Genomic DNA, 19,716 nt, shown 5'->3' with positions numbered 1-19,716 from the left:
GTGAATCCGCCCGCAAGCGGGCGGAAATGGAAGTGCGGGGAAGCCTAGCCACGGCCAGGCATCTCCGCACCCCGATAAAATCAGGCGCCGTACGTGTTCAGGAACGCCAGCAGGTCCTCGCCGAGCTGCACCTTGTGCGTGTCGGTGATGCCGTGCGGGGCACCCGCGTACACCTTCAGCTCGGCGCCCTTGATCAGCGCGGCGGACGCCTTGCCGCCCACCTCGAACGGCACGACCTGGTCGTCGTCGCCGTGGATGACCAGGGTCGGGACGTCGAACTTGGCCAGGTCACCGCGGAAGTCGGTGGCCGAGAACGCGGCGATGCTCTCGTACGTGTTGTGGTGCCCGCCGGACATGCCCTGCAGCCAGAACGAGTCCTTCGCGGCCTGCGAGATCTCGATGCCGTGGTTGGCGCCGAAGAACGGGCCGGCGGCGAAGTCCTGGTACAGCTGGCCGCGGTCCTTGAGCGAACCCTCGCGGATGCCGTCGAACACCTCGATCGGCAGGCCGCCCGGGTTGTCCTCGGTCTTCAGCATCAGCGGGGGCACCGACGAGACCAGCACGGCCTGCGCGACCCGCGCGGTGCCGTAGTTGCCGATGTAGCGGGAGATCTCGCCACCACCGGTGGAGAAGCCGATCAGGGTGACTTCCTGCAGGTCCAGGTGGTCGATGACGGCGGCCAGGTCGGCGGCGTAGGTGTCCATCTCGTTGCCGGTCCAGGTCTGGTCCGACCGGCCGTGGCCCCGACGGTCGTGCGCGATCACCCGGTAGCCGTTCTGCGCCAGGAACAGCTGCTGCGCCTCCCAGCTGTCCGCGTTGAGCGGCCAGCCGTGGCTGAGCACGACCGGGCGACCGGTGCCCCAGTCCTTGAAGTAGATGTTCGTGCCGTCCGAGGTGGTCACGTAGCTCATGGGGATCCTTTCGTGGCGAGCGCCGGTCGGCGCCGTACTCCCATGTAATCAACCCATGCGCCGTTGAACCACGCAGAACGATATGCAGAACTTCTGCGTGCGGATCGTCAGCCGAGCTCGGCCAGCGAACGCTGGGCCAGTTCGCTCCGCCCCCGGTACCGCTTCTCGATCAGCAGCTCCACGGCCATCCGCAGGGACGGGCGGGCCTCGTCGCGCCGGCCGAGCGCCATCCGGGCGCGCCCGATCGTCAGGTGCAGCTCGCCCAGGTAGCCCGCGTAGCCGTACTCGGCCGCGAACGGCAGGGCCAGCTCGGCCTCGACGAGCGCCTCCGCCCAGCGGCCCGATTCGGCCAGTGCCTCGGTGGCGATGGTGTGCGCGCAGACCCGCGCGCTCAGTGCGGGCCGGGCGGCGACCGGCCGGAGCTCGATCTGCTCCAGCACGGCGAAACACTCGGTGATCGCCTCGTGGTACCGGCCCAGGTTGCTGATCCCGCGGGCGACGCCGAGCTGGGCCTGGACGTACCCGTCGTGGTCGCCGGCGACGTCGAAGAGCCGGAGCGCCTCGCGGCAGGCGGCGAGCCCCCGTTCGTCGTCACCGGCGTGCCGCCACGCGTCGCCGGCGTAGCGCAGCGCCCAGGCCTGTTCCTTGACGTCACCCAGTTCGACCGCGACCCGGTGGGCGTCCAGTGCGATCTCGGCGCCCTCGTCCGGCCGGCCCCGGCAGTGGGTGGCCGCCCAGGAGAAGTAGTTGACGTGGGTGACCTCCTGCCGCCGGTCCGGGAGCTGGGCGGCGGCCGCCCGGGACAGGCCGTACACCTCGTACCAGTAGCCGGAGCGGACGTACTTGTCGGAATACCAGTGCATCGCCTCGGCCACGTCCACGACCAGCTGGTACTGCCCGCCGCGGGAGGCGGACCGGAGCGCGCCGAGCCAGTTGGTGCGTTCGGCCTGCAGCCAGGCGTCCGCCTCCTCCTCGCCGGCCGGCGCGACCAGTCCGGTCCAGCCGTCCGGCAGGCTGCCGTACCCGGGCTCGAACCAGCGGCCCGCGACGATCGCCGTGGTCAGCAGCCAGTCGGACATCCGTTTCGCGGTGGCCGCCCGGGTGCCGGGCGGCTCCTCGTTGCGCAGCCGTTCCCCGGCGAAGAGCCGGATCAGGTCGTGGAACCGGTAGCGGTCCGGCCCGGACGGCTGCAGCAGGCCCAGGTCGACCAGCTCGTCCAGGCCGTCGGCGGCGTCGTCGAGGTGGGCGCCGGTGAGCACCGACGCGAGGGTGGCCGCGAAGTCCACCCCGGGCACGTGCGCGAGCCGCCGGAACAGCTCCCGGGCCGGTTTGCCGAGCTGGGCGTGCGACAGCGCGAACGCGGTGGCCACCCCGATGTCACCGGTGGACAGGTTGGCCAGCCGCCGGTCGGCGTCGGCGAGCCGGGTCACCAGGTGCTCGACGGTCCAGGCCGGGCGGGTGGCCAGCCGGGTGCCGGCGATCCGCAGCGCGAGCGGCAGGTGCCCGCAGTACCGGGCGACCGCCTCCACCTCGGCGGCGGCCCGCGGGTCGGCGGCCTGCACCGCGATCGCCCGCAGCAGCGCGGCGGACTCGTGCGGTGCGAGCGGGGTCAGCGCGATCCGCTCCACCCCTTCCAGCCCGCCGAGCACCCGGCGGCTGGTCACCACGGCCAGGGACTCGCCCTCGCTGGGCAGCAGCGGCCGGACCTGGGCCTCGCTGCCGGCGTTGTCCAGCACCAGCAGGCAGCGCCGGTCGCGCAGGACCGCGCGCAGCTGGCTGGAGCGTTCGTCGTCGGTCTCGGCGATCCGCCGCGAGCCGACCTCGAGGGCGCGCAGCAGCCGGAGCAGCGCGTCACCGGTGGCGACCGGCTCCGCGTCGGTGCCCCGCAGGTCGAGGTAGAGCAGGCCGCCCGGGTAGCGGTCGCGGAGCTGGTCGGCGAGGCGGACCGCGAGGGCGGTCTTGCCGAGGCCGGGCTGCCCGTGCACCACCGCGACCGGTGCCGGGCCGAGGCCGGCGAGCGCGTGCCGGCGCATCCGGTCCAGCTCGTCGGCGCGCCCGACGAAGTCGCTGATCGCCCGGGGGAGTTCGCAGAGCCGGGGTCGCCCGCCGGCCTGCGACCGCTGCTGTCGGGCTTCGCCCTCCAGCTCACCGAGCTGTTCCGGTTCCAGACCGAGGCCGCGAGCGAGGGCAGCGAGGGTACGGGTCTGCGGCGCCCGGCTGTGCCCGCGTTCCATGTCGCTGATCGCGCGGGCGCTCACCCCGGACGCCTCGGCGAGCTGCTCCATGGTCAACCCGGCGGCGTGCCGCAGCTCCCGCAACCTGCTCCCGAACTCCGACACGGGACAAGGGAACACCATCCGCACACGATCGCGCAGCGGCGGACATCACGTGCTACTCAGGTGCGGACTGGTATGGGCGAATGCATCGATATCCATCAGTGTCGATCGTAGGGTCGACACATCCCTCAATCCCCCTGAAGGAGACATCGATGCTGTTGCGAAGAGTCGCCGCCGCCCTGGTCGCCGTGTTCGCGCTGGCCGGCGTGCAGCTGGCCGGGGCCACGCCGGCGCAGGCCGCGGTCAAGGTGCTCTACTACGACGCCAGCCAGGCGCAGGAGTTCATCGCGGTGGTGAACCAGGGCGCGCAGATCTGGAACGCCCGGGTCACCAACGTCCGCCTCGAGCCGGTGACCGCCGGGCGCACCCCGAACATCCGGGTGTACGCCGACAACGGCTGGCCGCGCACCTACACCACGTCGCTCGGCAACGGCTACTGGTACATGGGCCGGGAAGCGGTGAACGACGGGTACTACAAGCCGCGGATCGCCGCGCACGAGTTCGGCCACATCCTCGGCCTGCCGGACCGCCGGACCGGGCTCTGCGCCGACCTGATGTCCGGCAGCAGCGCGCCGGTGAGCTGCACGAACCCGAACCCGAACGCCACCGAGGCGGCGACCGTCAACCGCAGCTTCGCCACCTCGGCGACGGTGGCCCCGTCCGCCTACGCCTGGGTCGGCTGACCAGAAACGGACCCCGGGCCGGCCGAGAAGGCCGGCCCGGACAAAAGGCCCGGACCGCCAAGAACTACGGCGCGTGCATCGTCAGCGTCGTCCAGATCCCGACGTGCACCTGGTCGCCGTCCTTCAGCGCCCGCGACTGCCCCGCCGTCAGCGGCTGCTCGTCGTCGTTGATGTACGTCCCGTTCGTCGAACCCAGGTCGGTCACCAGCCACACCCCGTCGATGTTCAGGGTGAGCAGCGCGTGGTTGTGCGACGCCCCCGGATCCGAGTCGGCCAGGTCGATCTCCGGCGTGGTGCCCTTCGCCGAGCTCGCCCGCCCGATCCGCACCTGCGGCGGCGCGAGCGTGACGAGCCGCTCGCCGGAATCGGCCGGGAACGTGACGCCGTCGGCCACGTTCAGCGCGAAGTACGCCGCGTCGGCGAACATCGTCGCGGTCCACTGCCCGGGCGCCACCGGCTCCGGCAGCACCTCGGTGAGCTGCGGCAGCTTCCCGGTGGTGTGGTCGTATCCGCAGTCCTCACAGAACCGCGCCGCCCCGGCCCGGTGCGTGCCACAATGAGGGCATTCCTCCCCGACCGAACCAGGCGAAACGGGAGAAGCGGGCGAGGCGGGCAAAGCGGAGGCCGGCGAGGAAGGAGCGACGGAACCGCCGATCTTCGCCCCGCACGTGTCGCAGTAGTCCGCCTCCGTCGAGGCGTGCCCGTTCGGGCAGGTGAACGAACTCACTGCGACCGCCCGACGCGGACCGTCTTGGTGCTCTGGGTGTCCAGGGCCATCTCGTCCGCGACGTTGACCTTGCGCCGCAGCCGGACCGTCCCGGTCGCCGCGTCCTCGATCTCGACCACCTTGGCCAGCAGGTCCTCGGTCGCGGTGTTGCCGCTCTCGTGGGCGAGCTGCGCGGCCCGGCCGAACTTGATGGTCGCGGTCCGCTCGTCGCCGGCGTCCCGGGCCACGATGCCCTCCTGGATCACCTCGGCCAGCTCGGCCTGCCCGGTGTAGTGCGCGACCTGCCGGTTGATCCGGGTGGAGAGCGCGGTGTCCTCGGTCCACACCGCCCGGACCAGTGACTGCGCGTGCACGGTGTCGTCCTCGACCACCGAGATCCGGGCGGCCAGCATCTCGTCGCCGGAGCTGCCGGCCGGCACGTCGATGCAGACGTGGTAGTCGCGGCTCTCCTGGCCCCAGGAGCCGAGCGGGTAGCGCCCGGCACGCGGGCCGTCCTGGACCCGCTTGCCGGTCAGGTCCATCACCTGTGGCTCGACCTGCTTGACGAAGCGTACCGTGGCGTTGACCGGGGTCCACACCTTGAGCTGCACGTCCGCGGCGGTCTTGCCCATCGCGCCGGTGATCATCTGCTCGAACGAGGCGGTCAGGCCCTCCGGGCGGGCGACGATGTCGACGGTGCCCAGCATCGCCGTGGCGATCTTGCGGAGCTCGGAGACCTTCCAGTTCGTCCCGACGCCCCGGCAGTCGCAGATGAACTTTCCGGCGATCTGCTCGAGGATGCCCTCGAGGTAGCCGTACCGTTCGCCGTTGTCACCGTCGGTGAGCAGGATGGCGTGCTTGATGTCGCCGGGGCGCTGCTCGAAGAGCTGGGCGGCGAGCAGCAGCCAGGCGCCCATCGCGGTGCCGCCGCTGGCCTGCAGCCGGTCGATCGCGCGGATCGCGTCGGCCCGGGTCTGCGGGCTGGACACGGCCAGCTGCCCGGGGTCCGGGAACAGCTGCTGCGCGGTGCTGACCCCGGCGATGATGGCGAACCGCACGCCGTCGTCGATGCAGTTCACCGCGGCCTTGGCGGCCTGCCGGGCGGCGAGCATCCGGCCCTCGGCCTGCATCGATCCGGACGCGTCGACGATGATGACCTCGGTCGCCCCGACGGCTCGGCGCCCGCCACCGTCGCCGCCGGAGGAGGTGACGGTGACGATCGCGTTCACCTCGCTCGCACCCATCGCGAGGTACTCGTTCTGGAAAGCCTCGGCGCTGTAGGACACGAATTACTCCTTATGCTTCGCTGGGCTCGGTGTCGTTTTCGCCGGCTTCGCCGACGTCGTTCGTCTCGGCGTCGCCTTCGGCTTCCGCCTGGATCTCCGGGGATACCGGCACGAGGGCCACGGTGATGTTGTCCGCGCCTCCGGCGGAGTTTGCGTACGCCACGAGCGCCCGAGCGGCCTCGAGCAGCGGGCGAGGCCCGGTGGCGACCCGCAGCGCGGAGCGCACCGCGTCGCCGAAGTCGGCCGGGTCGGCCAGGTAGTTCCACAGCCCGTCGCTGCAGAGCACCAGGTGACCGTCGACGCGGGCGGTGAACGCGCCGACCCGCGGCGTGATCCGGCCGGCGTCCGCGCCCAGCCAGGCGGTGATCGCGTGCGCCTTCGGGTCGTTCATCGCGACCCGGGGGTCGGCGCCCATCGCGATCACGTGCCGGGCCCACGAGTCGTCCTCGGTGAGCTGCTCGGCCGGACCCTCCGGGCTCACCCAGTAGATCCGGCTGTCGCCGACCCAGCCGAAGCCGACGTGCGGCCCGCGCACCGCGGCGGCCACGATCGTGCAGGCCGGGTTGGACGCCTGGCGGCGCGGGTCACCCGTGCCGACCAGCGCGGCGACCGCCTCGCCGGCACCCTGGATGGCCAGCCCGACCACCTCGGCGATCGGCAGCGCGGGCTCCGCCCCGGGCGGCTGCGTGACGTCCGGGTCACCGGCGTCGGTCGCGGCCTCGTCACCGGGCGCCTCGGCCGTGCCGGGCTGCGCGGGGGACCGGTCCGGGTGCTGGGCGCGGGCGAGCAGCTCGCCGGCGGCCTTCGCGGCCACCTCGGAGGCCACGTCCGGGTCGAACGACGACGAGACGCCGTCGCAGACCACCACGTCGGCCGCGTCCGCGCCGACCGCCAGCCACATGGCGTCCTCGTTGCGGTGGTGCCGCCGTCCACGATCGCTGACCGCGGCCGCCACCGCGTCGCCGTCCGCCTCGGTGTGGTCGCGGGGACGCCCGGCGAGCATGCCGCACTCGTCGCAGTACCCCTCGGGGCCGACCGCGCCGGGCGTTCCGCAGTGCGGGCAGTCCCGGCCGCCCCGGGCCGGTGCCGCACCCGCGGCGGGACTCGCGGCGGCCGCGCTTCCCGCCGTACCGGAAAGGGCATCGGCCTCGCCGGAAGCCGGACCGGCACCGGACAGCGAACCGTCCGCCGTGGGGGAAACGTCGGCGGAGCCGGCGGCGTCGGTCAGCCGGCGCCCGCACGCCTCGCAGAACACGGCGCCGGAGGCACGCCCCTCGGCGCACGAGTCGCACTCGGTCAGAATCAACTTGCCTTCTCTCGCAGGTGGTGCTTTGTCCAGGGGAGCCTTCACTAGGTGCGGGTGCGCGGCCGCGCCGCGTTGGCCAGATCGACCAGCCGGATCTTCTCCGGTCCGTGCGCGGCGCGCGCCATTTCCCGGTACGCATCCTCCAGCGCGAACCGGACGTCCTTCTCCCCGGTGTCCCCGGTCCGTGGCCCGCCGAGCACCGCGGCCGGGATCCGGGAACCGCCGCGGAGCGAGGTCAGCGCCTGTTCCAGCAGCTCAGCCCGCAATTCGGCGAGTTGCGCCCGCTCCACCTCGAGCCGTTCGATGAGCGCCGCCGCGTCGGTCAGCGCCTTGATGTCGACGAGTGCCGACGGGTGCGGGCGGACCAGCGCCCGGACCGCGCCGACCTGCGAGATCGCGTACGCCGACGAGGTGCCCGGCACCCGCTGGTACGCCTCCACCGCCCCGGACCGGTCCCCGCCGAACAGCCGGCAGCGGGCCAGCCCGGCCGCGGCCGTGGTGTACGACGGATCGGTCCGGCTGACCACGTCGTAGTACCCGGCGGCCACCTTCTGCCGCTCGGCCAGCTCCTCGGCGAAGCCCAGCGCCAGCTGCGGCGCGAGCTCACCGGGCAGCGCCGACCAGACCGCGTCGAACCGTTCCCGGGCCTTCGCCCAGTCCTGGCCGGCGAGCGCGAGCAGCCCGTCGTACCAGGCCAGCCGCCAGTCCGCACCGTCGGCACCGACGAACGCGTCGCGGGCCGCGATCGCGTCGCCGAAGGAGCCGCTCCGGGCGCCCAGGTCGATCTGCGCCCGGATCGCCCGCAGCCGCACCTCGACGGTCTCCTGCGGCGCGTGCTTGAGCAGCGCCAGGACCTCGGCCGGGTCGGTCACGGTGATCGAGGCGAGGAAGCCGGCCGCCGGGTCGGTCAGGTCGATCAGCGGGGTGGGCAGGTCCTGCCATCGCGGCGCGTCCGACTTCAGGTCGGTGCGCAGCTCGCCGGTGAACACCTTCGACGGCGCCGGCTTCGGCGTGCCCTGCGCGGCGACCACCTGGCGCAGCACACCGAGCATCTGCTCCTGCATCTCGCCGGCGTCGACGAACCGGTCGTGCGGGTTCGGCCGGGTGGCCCGGTCCAGCAGCCGGTAGAACGCCTCGTGCGTCTTGTACAGCTCGAACGAGTCGCGGTCCGGCAGGCTCTCCTTGAACGTGCTCTGGTAGCCGCGGAAGTCGGTGGTCAGCACGGCCAGGGTGCGGCCGATCGTGTAGAGGTCGGAGGCGATCGACGGGCCGTCGGTGGCCATCTCCGGCGCCTGGTAGCCGACCGTGCCGTAGAGCGCCGCCTCCTGGTCGTCGACGTGCACCACGCCGCCCAGGTCGATCAGCCGCATCTGGTCGCCGGACTGGATAACGTTGTCCGGCTTGAAGTCGCAGAAGATCAGGCCACGCTCGTGCAGGTAGCCGAAGGCCGGCATGATCTCGATGACGAATTCCAGGGCCTGGTCCAGCGGCAGCGGGTCGGCCGCACCGCCGTTGGCCTGCATCCGCGACTTGAGCATGTCCTTGAGCGACTTGCCGCCGACGTACTCCATCACGATGTAGCCGGCGCCGTCGTGCTCGACGAAGTTGTAGATCTTGACGATGTTCGGGTGCTCGACCTCGGCCAGGAACCGCTGCTCGGCCAGCGCGGCCGCCAGGGCGTCCTCGTCACCGGAGTTCAGCAGGCCCTTGAGCACCACCCAGCGCTTCGAGACGCGCAGGTCGACGGCGAGGTAGACCCAGCCCAGGCCGCCGTGCGCCAGGGCGCCGGCCACCTCGTACTGGCCGCCGACCACGTCGCCCTTGACGAGTTTCGGGGTGAAGTTGAAGGCCTCGCCGCAGGACGGGCAGAACCCGGAGGTGCGGCCGGGGCGGTCGCCGTGCGACCGGCCGACCGGGTTGTTGCACTTGGCGCAGTACCGCTTGGACTCCGGCACCTGCGGGTCGGCCATCAGCGTGCTCGAGGGGTCGACCTTGGCGATCGGGGTGATCTCGACGAGACCGCTGCCGAACCGGCGGCTGGATCCGGTGCGGCCGCTGCCGCGACGGCTTCCTCCGGTACGGGTGGAGAGCGAGCCGGTGGTGCGCGAGGAGTGCTGGGTGCCGGAGCGGGTGCTGGCGGCGGTCGCCGTGCGCGGCTGAGGCACCCCGGACTTGCCGGCCGGAGCCAGCCCGCAGGTGTCGCAGTAGCCGTCCTCGATCGTGCCGTCGCAGCCCTGGCGGGCGCACTTGCCGGTGTCGGCGGCGGCGCTGGGCGCCGTGCCGGTGCTCCCCGCGGTGCCGGTGCTCGCCGTCGTGCCGCTGCCCCCTGCCGTGCCGCTGCCCGAAATCTCGGCCTTTGTCGGTGTTGATGGGGCTTTGGCGGGCGCCAGCCCGCACGTGTCGCAGTAGCCGTCCTCGATGGTCCCGGGGCAGTTCCGCTGGCATTTCATGACCGGGCATCCCTCGCGATCGTGGCGGTGAGCGCTTCCTGGTACGCGTTCAGCGCCGCACGAGCCTGATCCAGCTCACACGGCGCGGAGTACAGCTGGGCCCGGGCCCGCTCGGCGAGCGGGGAGAGCCGCGGGTGCTCGCCGAGCCCGTGCCGCAGCGCCTTGGCCTGGTACGCGCTGAGCCGCCCCCGCAGCTCGTTGCGGTCGGCGAGCAGCCGGTCGTTGTGCGCGGCGACGGTCTGCAGCGCGGCCAGCCGCTCCCGGGCCGCCCGGGTCCACTGGGCGAGCCGCGGGCTGATCAGCGCCCACTGCCCGGCGGCCGCCAGGGCCTCGACGGCGGCCAGGTCGGGGCGCAGGTTCACCGGGCGCACCGTGGCGACCTGCGAGCCGGGGAACCGGCCGGCGGCCCGCTCGTACGCCTCGGCGGCGGCCCGGCCGGCCCGGTCCAGCTCGTCGGCCCGGTCGCGGGCCTCGGCCAGCCGCCGGGTGAGCGAGTCACGCAGCTCGGCGGCCGAGGTGCGCTCCGCGTCGGCCCGGCGGGCCAGCTCCCGGACCCGGTCGAGGATCGCCGGATCGGCGCCGAGCGGGTCGGTGGCGAGCGAGCCGGTGAGGTCGCCGAGCAGCCGGTCGGCCTGGTCGAACAGGGCGGTCGGCGCACCGGCCCGGCGGGACAGCTCGCGGCCCCGGTCGATGCCGGCGGCGGCGTCCGCGGCGCCCGGGAGCAGCCGCTGCCACGCCTCGCCGGCCCGGGTGACCACGTCGACCGCGGTGCCGAACGCCTGCTCCATGGCGGCCAGCAGCTCACCCGGCGAGCAGGTGGTGGTCCGCTGGCCGGCGCCGAGCAGCCCGCGCTGGGCGAGCGGCACGACGGTGGTGGACAGCAGGATCGACCGGCCCAGCACCTCGTGCAGGAACGCTGCCCGGTCCCGGTCGGTGAACCGCCGCTGACCGCGCAGCGCCTGGGCCCGCCCGATCGACTCGGTGAGCATCCGGTAGCCGTCCCAGAGGGTGGCGAGGGCGTCGCTCGCGTCGGCCCACTCGGTGGCGGTCCGGCCGGTCAGCGTGGTGGTGTCCAGGTTCTTGCGGTCGGCGTTGTCGTCCAGGTCGACCAGGTTCGTGGAGATGGCGTGCACGGCCGTCTCCAGGCGGGCCAGTTCGGCGTCGGCGGGTGCTACCGAAGGGTCGGTCATCGGTACTGGGCCGCCGGTGGCTTCGGGGCCGGGCCGAGCCGGCCCAGCCACTTCTCGTACGTCCTGGTCCAGGTGCCGTCCTGCCGCGCCTTCTCCAGCACCGCGTTCACGAACTGGGTGAACTCCGGGTCGTCGCGGTTGAGCGCCATCCCGTACGGCTCCTCGGTGTACCGGTCGCCGATCAGCTTCGCGTACGGGTCCTGGGCGGCCATCCCGGCCAGGATGGTGTCGTCGGTGGAGATCGCGTCCACCTCGTTCTGCTGGAACGCGACGAGGCAGTCGCCGAAGCTGGTGCGGGCCACCGGGATCGGCTTGGACTTCACCTTGCCGATGTTGTCGTACGACGTCGACCCGGCCACCGAGCAGACCTTCTTGCCGCCCAGGTCCTCCACGCTCTTCGCCGTCGAGTTCTTGCTGACCAGGACACGCTGGCCGGCCTCGAAGTAGATGGACGAGAAGTTCACGTCCTTCCACCGGGCGCAGTTCGCGGTCATCGTGTCGGCGACCAGGTCCACGTCGTTCTTCAGCACCGAGTTGACGCGCTGGTCGTACCCGATGACTTTGATCTGCAGTTTCTGCGGGTCGCCGAAAATGGCTTGCGCGACGAGGCGCCCCATGTCCACGTCGAATCCCTCGATCTGGCCGGTGATCGGGTTGCGCGAGCTGAACAACAGGGTGTCCTGGCTGGTGCCGAGGATCAGCCGGCCCCGCTTCTGGATCGCGGCCATCCGGCTGCCGGCCGGCATGCTCCCGGCCTTCGGCAGCGCGCCGGACGGGCGCAGGCTGGCCCGGGCGTTGCACGGGGCTTCGGAGGCCGGTGCCGAGGTGGCCGGCGCGGCCTGCGGGTCACCCGGGCCGGCGCCGGTCGCGGAGCTGGGCGCCGGGGTGGCGTCGTAGCGCGGGGACGAGTCGCCGCCGCAGCCCGCCGCGGTGACCAGCACGGTCACGGTGGCGGCGGCGATCAGGGCGAGACGGGTACGCGTCATCGGTACTCCTCCAGGCGGGCGCGGATACCGATCGCGGCGAGCGCACACGCCGCGAGCGCGAGCAGGGGACCGAGCACGGTCAGCAGGTCCAGCCCGCTGCCGGCGTCCTCGATCTGGGTGGTGAAGGCGGCCTTGCGGTCGGTGATCGCCTCGTCCAGCGTCCCGGTCAGGTCGCCGAACGCCTGACCGGCCTCGGTGCCGACGGCCAGCTTGACCGCGCCGTCGTAGTCGCCGCCCTCGTCCAGCGCGCGCACCTTGTCGTGCACCGCCACGTACGCGGTGTGCTGCTCTTCGGCCCGGATCATCAGGCCGGGGACGCCGACCACCCGGTCGTCGCCGAAGTCGAGGGCGCCGGCGGTCCGGTCGAAGTCCGCCTCCTTGTCCGAGCCGCCCCGGGCGGCCAGGGTGAGCGCCTCGTCGGCCCGCTCGCCGAGCACCATGATCCGCATCTCGGCGAGCGCCGCGACCGGGCCGGAACCCTCCCGGTCGGCGCCGCTGAGGTGCGAACGCTGGTTGGTGAACAGCACCGCGGTGGTCAGGATCAGCAGCCCGATCAGGCCGGTCGCGGCGACCAGCGGGACGTTGAACGTCCGGCGGGTGGACCGGCTCAGGTAGATCTGGCTCCAGAACAGCGCGACGCCGAGCGCGACGAACAGCACCACCAGCAGCATCAGCCACCAGGAGCTGCGGGCCGCGTCGTACCCGGCGTCGACCTCGTCGCCGGCGCTGCGGAACAGCGCCTGCGCCTGCGGCTGCAGGGTGTCCCGGTTCAGCTGGGAGGCGGTGGAGAGGTAGGACGCGCCGATCGGCAGGCCCTGCCGGTTGTTGGCCCGGGCCGTGGCGACCAGCGCCGAGTACTTCGCCAGGCCGGTGGCGAGCGCCTCGACCGAGGTCGCCGCGTCGTCGCCGGCCGGGACCAGCCGGGCCGCGTCGGTCAGCGCGGTGGCGGCGCGGGCCAGGTCGTCGTCGTAGCGCCGGGTCAGCTCGACCGGCTCCAGGCCACCGGCCAGGAACGCCTGCGCCGCGGTGGTGTCCGCGTCGGCCAGCGCCGAGTAGATCGTCTCGGCCTCGACCAGCAGCGGCTGGGCCCGGTCGGCCAGGCGGGTGGTGCCGGCCGAGGCGGAGTGCGCGGTCAGCCCGGCGACCAGGCCGGTGAGCAGGCCGAGGGCGAGCAGGGCGGCGAGGATCAGCTGAAGGCGGCCGGGGGAGTGCTGCCGCAGGTTGCCGACCCGGCTCAGGACGCCGCTCGCCGGTGGCGTGTATCGCGCGGCCGGCGGGGTCCGTTGCGCCAGGGCTGTGGTCACGCTTGCCTCCGTACGGCGGGGTGGTCCTGCCCGTCCACTGTGCGTCACCGGCGCAAGGATCACCGGTGTGCGGTGGACGGGCTGAGTCTATGAAGCGCCGGCGCCCGGCGGATATCCCGCCGGGCGCCGGTTTGATTACGCCTGTTGTCAGCCTCGCGCCTGAGCCCCGGTCAGCTCAGTTCGCGCTTGAGCAGCTTGCCGGTGGCGGTCATCGGCAGCGACGGCACGATGCTCACCATCCGGGGGTACTTGTACGAGGCCATCTGCTCCTTGCCCCAGGCGACCAGCTCGTCCTCGGTGACCGTGGCGCCCGGTGTGAGGATCACGAACGCCTTGACCTCCTCGCCGTGGCTCGGGTGCGGCACGCCGATCACCGCGGCCAGCGAGACCGCCTCGTGGGTGATCAGGACCTCCTCGATCTCCCGCGGGTAGACGTTGAAGCCACCCCGGATGATCATGTCCTTGGCCCGGTCGACGATGTAGTAGTAGCCGTCCTTGTCCCGGCGGGCCAGGTCACCGGTGCGGAACCAGCCGTCCCGCATCACCTCGGCGGTCGCCTCGGGCCGGTTGTAGTACCCGTTCATGATGTTGTGGCCGCGGATCGCGACCTCGCCGATCTCGTCGACGCCGCCGACCGTGTTCCACTCCGCGTCGATCAGCTTCACCTCGACGCCCCAGATCGGGATGCCGATCGAGCCGGGCCGGGGCTCACCGCCCGGGTCGCTGAACGTGGCCACCGGCGAGGTCTCGGAGAGCCCGTACCCCTCCAGGATGGTCACGCCGAAGCGCTCCTTGACCGCCTTGATGATCTCGACGGGCAGGCTGGAGCCGCCGGAGACGGCCACCCGCATGTTCGCGGCGATCCGCTCCACGTCGACGCCTGTCTTTTTATCCAGGGTGTTCAGCAGACCCCAGTACATGGTCGGGACGCCGGCGAAGAATGTCACGTTCTCGCTCTGCAACAACGCGACCGCGGCGTCCGCGTCGAAGCGCGGCAGCAGCACCAGGGTGGCGGCCACCGAGAAGCCGGCGTTCATGTTCACCGTCGAGCCGAACGAGTGGAACAGCGGCAGCACCAGCAGGTGGGTGTCGGTGGCCGGCTGCGAGGCGAAGAGCCGGTTGCAGGTCAGCGCGTTCAGCACCAGGTTGGCGTGGGACAGCTCGGCGCCCTTGGCCTGCCCGGTCGTGCCGCTGGTGTAGAGGATCACCGCGGCGTCGGTCTCGGCGCGCTGCACGGTCTCGAAGACCGGTCCCTGACCGGCGAGGGCCTGACCGAGCGTCTCGGCGCCCTCGATCGGCGAGGCGGCCGCCGGGTCCGCGGTGATCAGGAAGAACTGCTCGCAGCCGGCGGCGCCGCCGAAGCCGGCGTGCCCCTCGGCGCCCATCGGGAGTTCCGGGGTGCCCTGGAAGCAGAAATACGCCTTCGCCTCGGAATCCTGGAGGTGATAGGCGATCTCGCGGCCCTTGAGGAGCACGTTCAGCGGGACCACGACGGCACCGGCTTTGAGGATGCCGTAGTAGACGATCGGAAAATAGGGCAGATTGGGACAGGAGAGCGCTACCTTGTCGCCCGGTTGTATGCCCCGAGCCACCAGCATGTTCGCCACCTGGTTCGCCGCCGCGTCCACCTGGGCGTAGGTCAGGCGCTGCGGGCCGAGCACCACGGCGGCGCGGTCCGGGTAGCGGCGGGCGCTGTCCTCCAGAAGGACGGAGAGGTTGAGCATCCGGTGGTTCCCCTTACAGAACGGTGTGCTGTGACGGCGGTCTCATCCCAACATGCGCTCCGTCGCCAGGGAACCCGTCGTTTCGGCATTGTTTCCTGGGCGGGATTCGTCAGGTCGCCCGATTCGGTGCCGATGGCTGCGGCGTGGGAATCCCGGTAATGGATGCGGTGCACGTCGGTCGTCAGCCGATCTTTGACGCCAAGGGTGCCGTCGTGGCGTACGAGCTGCTTTTTCGCGGCCGCATGGACGCCATCGCGTCCGGCCGGCAGGACACCTATGCGACGAGTACGGTCATGATCAATGCCTTCACCGAGTTCGGGATCGCCGAGGTGGCCGGCAACCGGCCGTGCTTCATCAACCTCACCCGCGAGTTCGTGACCGGCCGGCTGCCCTTGCCGTTCGGGCCGGAGCAGGTGGTGCTGGAGGTCCTGGAGACGGTCACGGTGGACGACGAGGTGATCGACGGGATCACCGCGCTGGCCGAGGCGGGTTACAAGATCGCCCTGGACGACTTCGTCTGGGGCTCCGGCCACGAGCAACTGCTCGGGCTGGCCTCCTACGTCAAACTCGACCTGCTGGACGGTGACCTGAGCCGGCTGGACGAGATCGTCGCGGCCTGCCGGCAGTACCCGGGCATCCAGCTGGTCGCCGAACGGCTGGAGACCGAGGCCGAGGTCGCCATCGCCGACCGGTACGGCATGGAGCTGCGCCAGGGGTACATCCTCAGCCGTCCCCAGGTGCTCAGCACGCCCAGCCTCTCCCCGTCCCGGCTGCGCCGCCTCGAACTGGTCGCCGCCCTGATGTCCCCGGACGTGCCGCTCGACAAGATCACCTCGATCATCGTGAGCGACCCGGCGCTGGCCATGCGGGTGCTGCGGGTCAGCAACTCGGTCGCGGCCGGCGTGGTCAGCCGGATCTCCTCGGTCCGCCAGGCGATCATGCTGGTCGGCCTCACCCGGATCCGCCGCTGGGCCACCCTGATGGTGGTCGACGACGTCGGCGAGGCCCCCGAGGAGCAGCTGCTCACCGCGCTGACCCAGGCCCGGCTCTGCGAGAACCTGGCAGCGCGCTTCGGCGCCGACCCGGGTGCCGCGTTCGTGGCCGGGCTGGTCACCGGGATGACCCGGCTGATGGGGATCACCATCGCGGCGATGGCCGAGCAGCTGCCGCTCACCGAGGACGTGGCGGACGCGCTCACCCAGGGCACCGGCCGCCTCGGCCAGGTGCTGAACGCGGTTCTGGCGTACGAGGCCGGCGAGGTGGGCTCGGAGGACCTGGCCGTGCCGGCGCTGGACGCGATGCGCTGGTCGACTCGTACGCTCACCGCCGCCCACCGCTTCAACCCCAAACGCCCACGCTGACCGCGGTCCGTCTTCCGCTGGCCGGCTGGCCGTGCCCCCTTCGGCCCGGTGCTGATCGCGGTCCGGTGCCGGGTGGTTGGCTGGTCGTCAGGGGTGTCTCAGCGCCGCTGAGGCACCCCTGACAACCAGCCGGGACCTGAATCCGGTCCGGTTGCAACCGAACTGTCTGATCCTGGTCCGGCGGCACTGCTCTCCCTGGACCACCGCCGGCCCGCCCCGGGTGGCAGGTGCCCGCAGCGGCCGGTGTGGCGCACCTGGTCGCCTCGCTGCTCGGCGCCCCGCCGATGGGTCGCGCAGACCGTCTACGTGCCGGGCAAGGCCGCGGTGCCGGTGGCCATCCTGGCCGGGATCCGGCACCACCGGCCGGAGACCGTGGCGGCCTGAGCCGTGCTCATCGGGTGGCCGTCGTCCGGCGCAGCACCGGGATCGCGGTGCTGGCGACCGCGAGCACCGCGCACAGCCCGGCCACTCCCAGCGCCGCGCCCCACGGGATGACCAGGGCCACCGGCTGGCCCAGCTCGTCCTCGACCGAGGCGCGGACCCCGGTCAGTGACAGCGCGCCCACCGCCCCGCCCAGCAGCGCGCCGACGAGCGCCGCGAGCAAAGCCTCGGCCGTGGTGATCCGGAGGACCTGGCCCAGCCCGGCCCCGGCCAGCCGCAGCGCGCGGAACTCCGGCCGGCGGGCGGCGGTCGCCATCAGCAGCGTGTTCGACACCGCGATCGCGGTGTACCCGGCGGTCAGCCCGATCAGCACCCACAGGAACAGGTCGATCAGCCGGCCCTCCTCGTCGATGTCCTCCTGCACCCAGTCGCGGGCGGACAGCGCCCGCGCGCCCGCGGCCGGCCGTGGCTCGCCGGTCAGCACCACCATGCCGGTCAGCGCGTCCGGGTCGTGCCGGCGCACCAGGTCGCGGGGCAGCACCACCGGAGCGTCGGCGTCCGGGTCGATCCGGCGTACCGGAAGCTCCGCGACCGTGCCGTCCGCCCACCGCAGGGTGATCGCCTCGCCGCGGGAGACGCCCAGCTCCTTCGCGGTCTGCGGGGTGAGCGTGACCGGCGCGCCGGCCACACCGGCGGCCTGCTCGCCGGTGGTCACCGTGCCGTGCCGGAGCAGCACCCGGGTGTCCAGCCTCGACGTGCCCGGCTGGCCCTGCACCGCCGCCTCGGTCAGCCCGGGCGTGCCGTCCGGCGCCAGCACGGTGGCCGCCGGGATGTCCGCGGTCCCGTCGATCCCGGCGGCCTCCTCGATCGTCGCGATCATGCCAGTGAGCAGCACCGTCATCCCGACCGTCACCAGCACCGGCGCGGCCGTCGAGGCGACCCGGCGGACCCCGGTCAGGGTGCCCTCGCGGACCACCGTCCCGGTCGCCGAGCCCCGCCACGGCGCGGTCGCCAGCCGCACCAGCGGGCCGATCACCACCGGCGCCAGCAGCGCGGCCCCGGTGAGCAGCAGCATCGCGGCGCCCAGACCGGCGGACGTCTTGCTCTGCGTGGAGACGGCCGGCATCACCGCCAGCAGGGCCACCCCGGCCGCCGTGGTGAGCAGGCCGGCCACCCAGCGGGCCGGTGTCATCGCCCGGGTCTCGGCGGCAGCCTCACGCATCGCGGCCAGCGGCGGCACCCGGCTCGCCCGGCGGGCCGCCACCGCCACCCCGGCGAGGGCGACGACCAGACCGAGCAGGATCGCGCCACCGGCCGCGGCCGGCTGCCACGTCGCCGTGTACCCGGGTGGTTCCAGACCGAAATCGGTCATCGGGCCGGCCAGCAGCGGGGCGAGCGTGACACCGAGCGGGGCGCCGGCCAGCCCGGCCAGCACGGCGACCAGCGCGGTCTCCGCGTACATCAGGCGGCGGACCTGGCCCGGCGTGGCGCCGGCGGCCCGCAGCAGGCCCAGCTCGCGGCGGCGCTGCGCGGCGGTCAGCGCACACGTCGAGGCGACCACGAACACCGTCGCGAACGCGCCCAAGGTGACCAGCGCGATCAGCAGCTGCGCGCCGAGCCAGCGGATCCGGGTCACCGCTTCCGGTTCCAGGGCCGCGCGATCCGGCCCGGTCCGGACCGTGCCGGCCGCGCCGATCAGGGCTTGCGCCGCGTCCGCCACTCGCGCTTGATCGCCGGTCCCGGTCAGACCGATCACGCGTACGCCGGACGCCCGGCCCAACGCGTCCCGGTCCGCCACGGAGAACCCGGGCGCGCCGGTCGTGCCGGTGACCGTCCAGGTCTCCGGTCCAGCCGCGGTGAGCACCTCGAGCGTGCTGCCCGGTGTCCGGGCGGTGACCACCTCGCCCCGCGCCACCGGCGCCCGGCCCGCGGTCAGCGCGTACCCGCCGAGCGCGGCCGAGGACCAGGTGTGCCCGGCCAGCTGTGCCGTCCCGTCATCCTCGGTGCCGCGCTCCTGCACGTAGAAGACCGGGTCGGGAATTACCGCGGTCACCCCGGGCACCTCGGCGAGCCGCCGGGTGACCTCGGTGAGCTCGTCCGGGGTCCAGGAACGGACCTCCGGCTGGCCGGAGTCGCTGGTGCCCACCGAGGGGGCCTGCACCATCACCGGGGACGCGCGGTACCGCTCCGGTGGCTGCGGCCGGGAGGAGAGGTAGAGCGTCGCGGAACCGGCCACCACCGCCACCCCGAGCGCGATCGCCACGAACGTCCCGGCGAAGCTCGCGAATCGGTGCCGGACCATCGCCCAGGCGATCATCGGGTCGCCTCCTCGAGGCGCGCGGTGTGCACCGCGATCTTCTCGGCGCCGACCGGTCCGGTCAGGTCGTCCACCACCCGGCCGTCGGCCAGGAACAACACGCGATCGGCGTGCGCGGCGGCCACCGGATCGTGGGTGACCATCACGACGGTCTGCCGGTGCCGGTCCACCGCGGCACGCAGCAGGCGCAGCACCTCGGCGCCGGACCGGGCGTCGAGCGCGCCGGTCGGCTCGTCCGCGAAGAGCACCGCGGGCCGGGTGACCAGCGCCCGGGCGATCGCCACCCGTTGCTGCTGGCCGCCGGACAGCTCGGACGGGCGGTGCCCGGCCCGGTCGGTGAGGCCCACCTCGGCCAGCATCGCGGCCACCGCGCCGGGCTCCGGGCGGCGACCGGCGAACCGCAGCGGCAACACCACGTTCTGCTCGGCGGTCAGGGCCGGGATCAGGTTGAACGCCTGGAAGACGAAACCCACCCGGCTGCGCCGCAACCGGGTCAGGGCGCGCTCGCTCAGGCCCCGCAGCGGCGTGCCGTCGATGGTCACCTCGCCGCCGTCGGCCCGGTCGAGGCCGGCCGCGCAGTGCAGCAGGGTGGACTTGCCGGAGCCGGACGGGCCCATCACGGCGGTGAAGGTGGCCCGGGCGAAGCGGGCGTCGATCGCGTCGAGGGCGGTCACCATGCTGCCGTAGCGCTTGGTGACCGCGCGCAGTTCCACGGCGGCTGTGGCGTCGGTTTCCACGACGGTCGCGTCGTCGTTTTCCACGACGGTCGCGTCGT

At 72.9% G+C, this 19,716-nt stretch carries 14 protein-coding genes and 1 pseudogene; 3 read left to right on the top strand and 12 right to left on the bottom strand.

From position 1 onward, the window contains the following. Positions 1-80: 80 nt before the first annotated feature. Positions 81-944: pseudogene (locus tag ADL15_RS33270) on the bottom strand (alpha/beta fold hydrolase); the annotation flags it as partial. A 74-nt stretch (positions 945-1,018) separates the two neighbouring features. Further along, positions 1,019-3,250 carry an ATP-binding protein gene (locus tag ADL15_RS33265; protein WP_067699443.1) on the bottom strand — a complete coding sequence of 744 codons (2,232 nt, stop codon included), beginning with the start codon at positions 3,248-3,250 and terminating at the stop codon, positions 1,019-1,021. A 149-nt stretch (positions 3,251-3,399) separates the two neighbouring features. Here ADL15_RS33265 and ADL15_RS33260 point away from each other — a divergent pair, with 149 nt between their 5' ends. Next, a complete protein-coding gene (locus tag ADL15_RS33260; RefSeq protein WP_067699441.1) occupies positions 3,400-3,930 on the top strand; it encodes a snapalysin family zinc-dependent metalloprotease in 531 nt (176 codons plus the stop codon). Between the two features lie 64 nt (positions 3,931-3,994). Here ADL15_RS33260 and ADL15_RS33255 read toward each other — a convergent pair whose 3' ends face one another. The 8 genes from ADL15_RS33255 to ADL15_RS33220 form a co-directional block, all read right to left on the bottom strand. Then, on the bottom strand, positions 3,995-4,657 hold the full coding sequence (locus tag ADL15_RS33255; RefSeq protein WP_067699439.1) for an FHA domain-containing protein: 663 nt from the start codon (positions 4,655-4,657) through the stop codon (positions 3,995-3,997). Further along, a complete protein-coding gene (locus tag ADL15_RS33250) occupies positions 4,654-5,922 on the bottom strand; it encodes a vWA domain-containing protein (RefSeq protein ID WP_067699437.1) in 1,269 nt (422 codons plus the stop codon). The genes ADL15_RS33255 and ADL15_RS33250 overlap by 4 nt, the downstream gene beginning before the upstream one ends. A 10-nt stretch (positions 5,923-5,932) precedes the next feature. Beyond that, a complete protein-coding gene (locus ADL15_RS33245; protein WP_067699435.1) occupies positions 5,933-7,228 on the bottom strand; it encodes a PP2C family protein-serine/threonine phosphatase in 1,296 nt (431 codons plus the stop codon). Between the two features lie 44 nt (positions 7,229-7,272). Beyond that, complete coding sequence (locus ADL15_RS33240) at positions 7,273-9,678, bottom strand: serine/threonine-protein kinase (protein WP_067699433.1); 2,406 nt, start codon at positions 9,676-9,678, stop codon at positions 7,273-7,275. Next, the gene (locus tag ADL15_RS33235) at positions 9,675-10,868 is read right to left on the bottom strand and encodes a hypothetical protein (RefSeq protein WP_067699431.1); all 1,194 of its coding nucleotides are present in this window, start codon (positions 10,866-10,868) and stop codon (positions 9,675-9,677) included. Before ADL15_RS33235 ends, ADL15_RS33240 begins: the two co-directional genes overlap by 4 nt. After that, a complete protein-coding gene (locus tag ADL15_RS33230; RefSeq protein ID WP_067699429.1) occupies positions 10,865-11,854 on the bottom strand; it encodes a glutamate ABC transporter substrate-binding protein in 990 nt (329 codons plus the stop codon). Before ADL15_RS33230 ends, ADL15_RS33235 begins: the two co-directional genes overlap by 4 nt. Beyond that, entirely contained in the window at positions 11,851-13,158 is a 1,308-nt protein-coding gene (locus ADL15_RS33225) for a hypothetical protein (RefSeq protein ID WP_067699427.1), read from the bottom strand. Before ADL15_RS33225 ends, ADL15_RS33230 begins: the two co-directional genes overlap by 4 nt. Before the next feature lie 170 nt (positions 13,159-13,328). Beyond that, positions 13,329-14,882 carry a long-chain-fatty-acid--CoA ligase gene (locus tag ADL15_RS33220; protein ID WP_067699425.1) on the bottom strand — a complete coding sequence of 518 codons (1,554 nt, stop codon included), beginning with the start codon at positions 14,880-14,882 and terminating at the stop codon, positions 13,329-13,331. A gap of 212 nt (positions 14,883-15,094) precedes the next feature. Between ADL15_RS33220 and ADL15_RS33215 the strand changes: the two genes are divergently transcribed. Then, complete coding sequence (locus tag ADL15_RS33215) at positions 15,095-16,243, top strand: EAL and HDOD domain-containing protein (protein ID WP_232344712.1); 1,149 nt, start codon at positions 15,095-15,097, stop codon at positions 16,241-16,243. 243 nt (positions 16,244-16,486) lie between these two features. Then, a complete protein-coding gene (locus ADL15_RS53385) occupies positions 16,487-16,627 on the top strand; it encodes a hypothetical protein (RefSeq protein WP_157441754.1) in 141 nt (46 codons plus the stop codon). A 7-nt stretch (positions 16,628-16,634) separates the two neighbouring features. Here the strand turns inward: ADL15_RS53385 and ADL15_RS33210 are convergent, their stop codons facing one another. Together ADL15_RS33210 and ADL15_RS33205 are read right to left on the bottom strand one after the other, a co-directional pair. Then, entirely contained in the window at positions 16,635-18,941 is a 2,307-nt protein-coding gene (locus ADL15_RS33210) for an ABC transporter permease (protein WP_083972070.1), read from the bottom strand. Continuing rightward, a complete protein-coding gene (locus tag ADL15_RS33205) occupies positions 18,938-19,618 on the bottom strand; it encodes an ABC transporter ATP-binding protein (RefSeq protein WP_232344717.1) in 681 nt (226 codons plus the stop codon). Before ADL15_RS33205 ends, ADL15_RS33210 begins: the two co-directional genes overlap by 4 nt. Positions 19,619-19,716: the final 98 nt, after the last annotated feature.

The sequence above is a fragment of the Actinoplanes awajinensis subsp. mycoplanecinus genome, assembly GCF_001509495.1.
Lineage (GTDB): Bacteria > Actinomycetota > Actinomycetes > Mycobacteriales > Micromonosporaceae > Actinoplanes > Actinoplanes palleronii.
The sequence above is the reverse complement of the archived record's forward strand: the minus strand, read 5'-3'. Positions and strand labels throughout refer to the sequence as shown.

What these genes read in the sequence shown, in the direction of transcription:
- ADL15_RS33235 (WP_067699431.1), bottom strand. Translation starts at nt 10,868, where the DNA reads ATGACCGACCCTTCGGTAGCACCCGCCGACGCCGAACTGGCCCGCCTG.
- ADL15_RS33240 (WP_067699433.1), bottom strand. Translation starts at nt 9,678, where the DNA reads ATGAAATGCCAGCGGAACTGCCCCGGGACCATCGAGGACGGCTACTGC.
- ADL15_RS33260 (WP_067699441.1), top strand. Translation starts at nt 3,400, where the DNA reads ATGCTGTTGCGAAGAGTCGCCGCCGCCCTGGTCGCCGTGTTCGCGCTG.
- ADL15_RS33230 (WP_067699429.1), bottom strand. Translation starts at nt 11,854, where the DNA reads ATGACGCGTACCCGTCTCGCCCTGATCGCCGCCGCCACCGTGACCGTG.
- ADL15_RS33205 (WP_232344717.1), bottom strand. Translation starts at nt 19,618, where the DNA reads ATGGTGACCGCCCTCGACGCGATCGACGCCCGCTTCGCCCGGGCCACC.
- ADL15_RS33220 (WP_067699425.1), bottom strand. Translation starts at nt 14,882, where the DNA reads ATGCTCAACCTCTCCGTCCTTCTGGAGGACAGCGCCCGCCGCTACCCG.
- ADL15_RS33210 (WP_083972070.1), bottom strand. Translation starts at nt 18,941, where the DNA reads ATGATCGCCTGGGCGATGGTCCGGCACCGATTCGCGAGCTTCGCCGGG.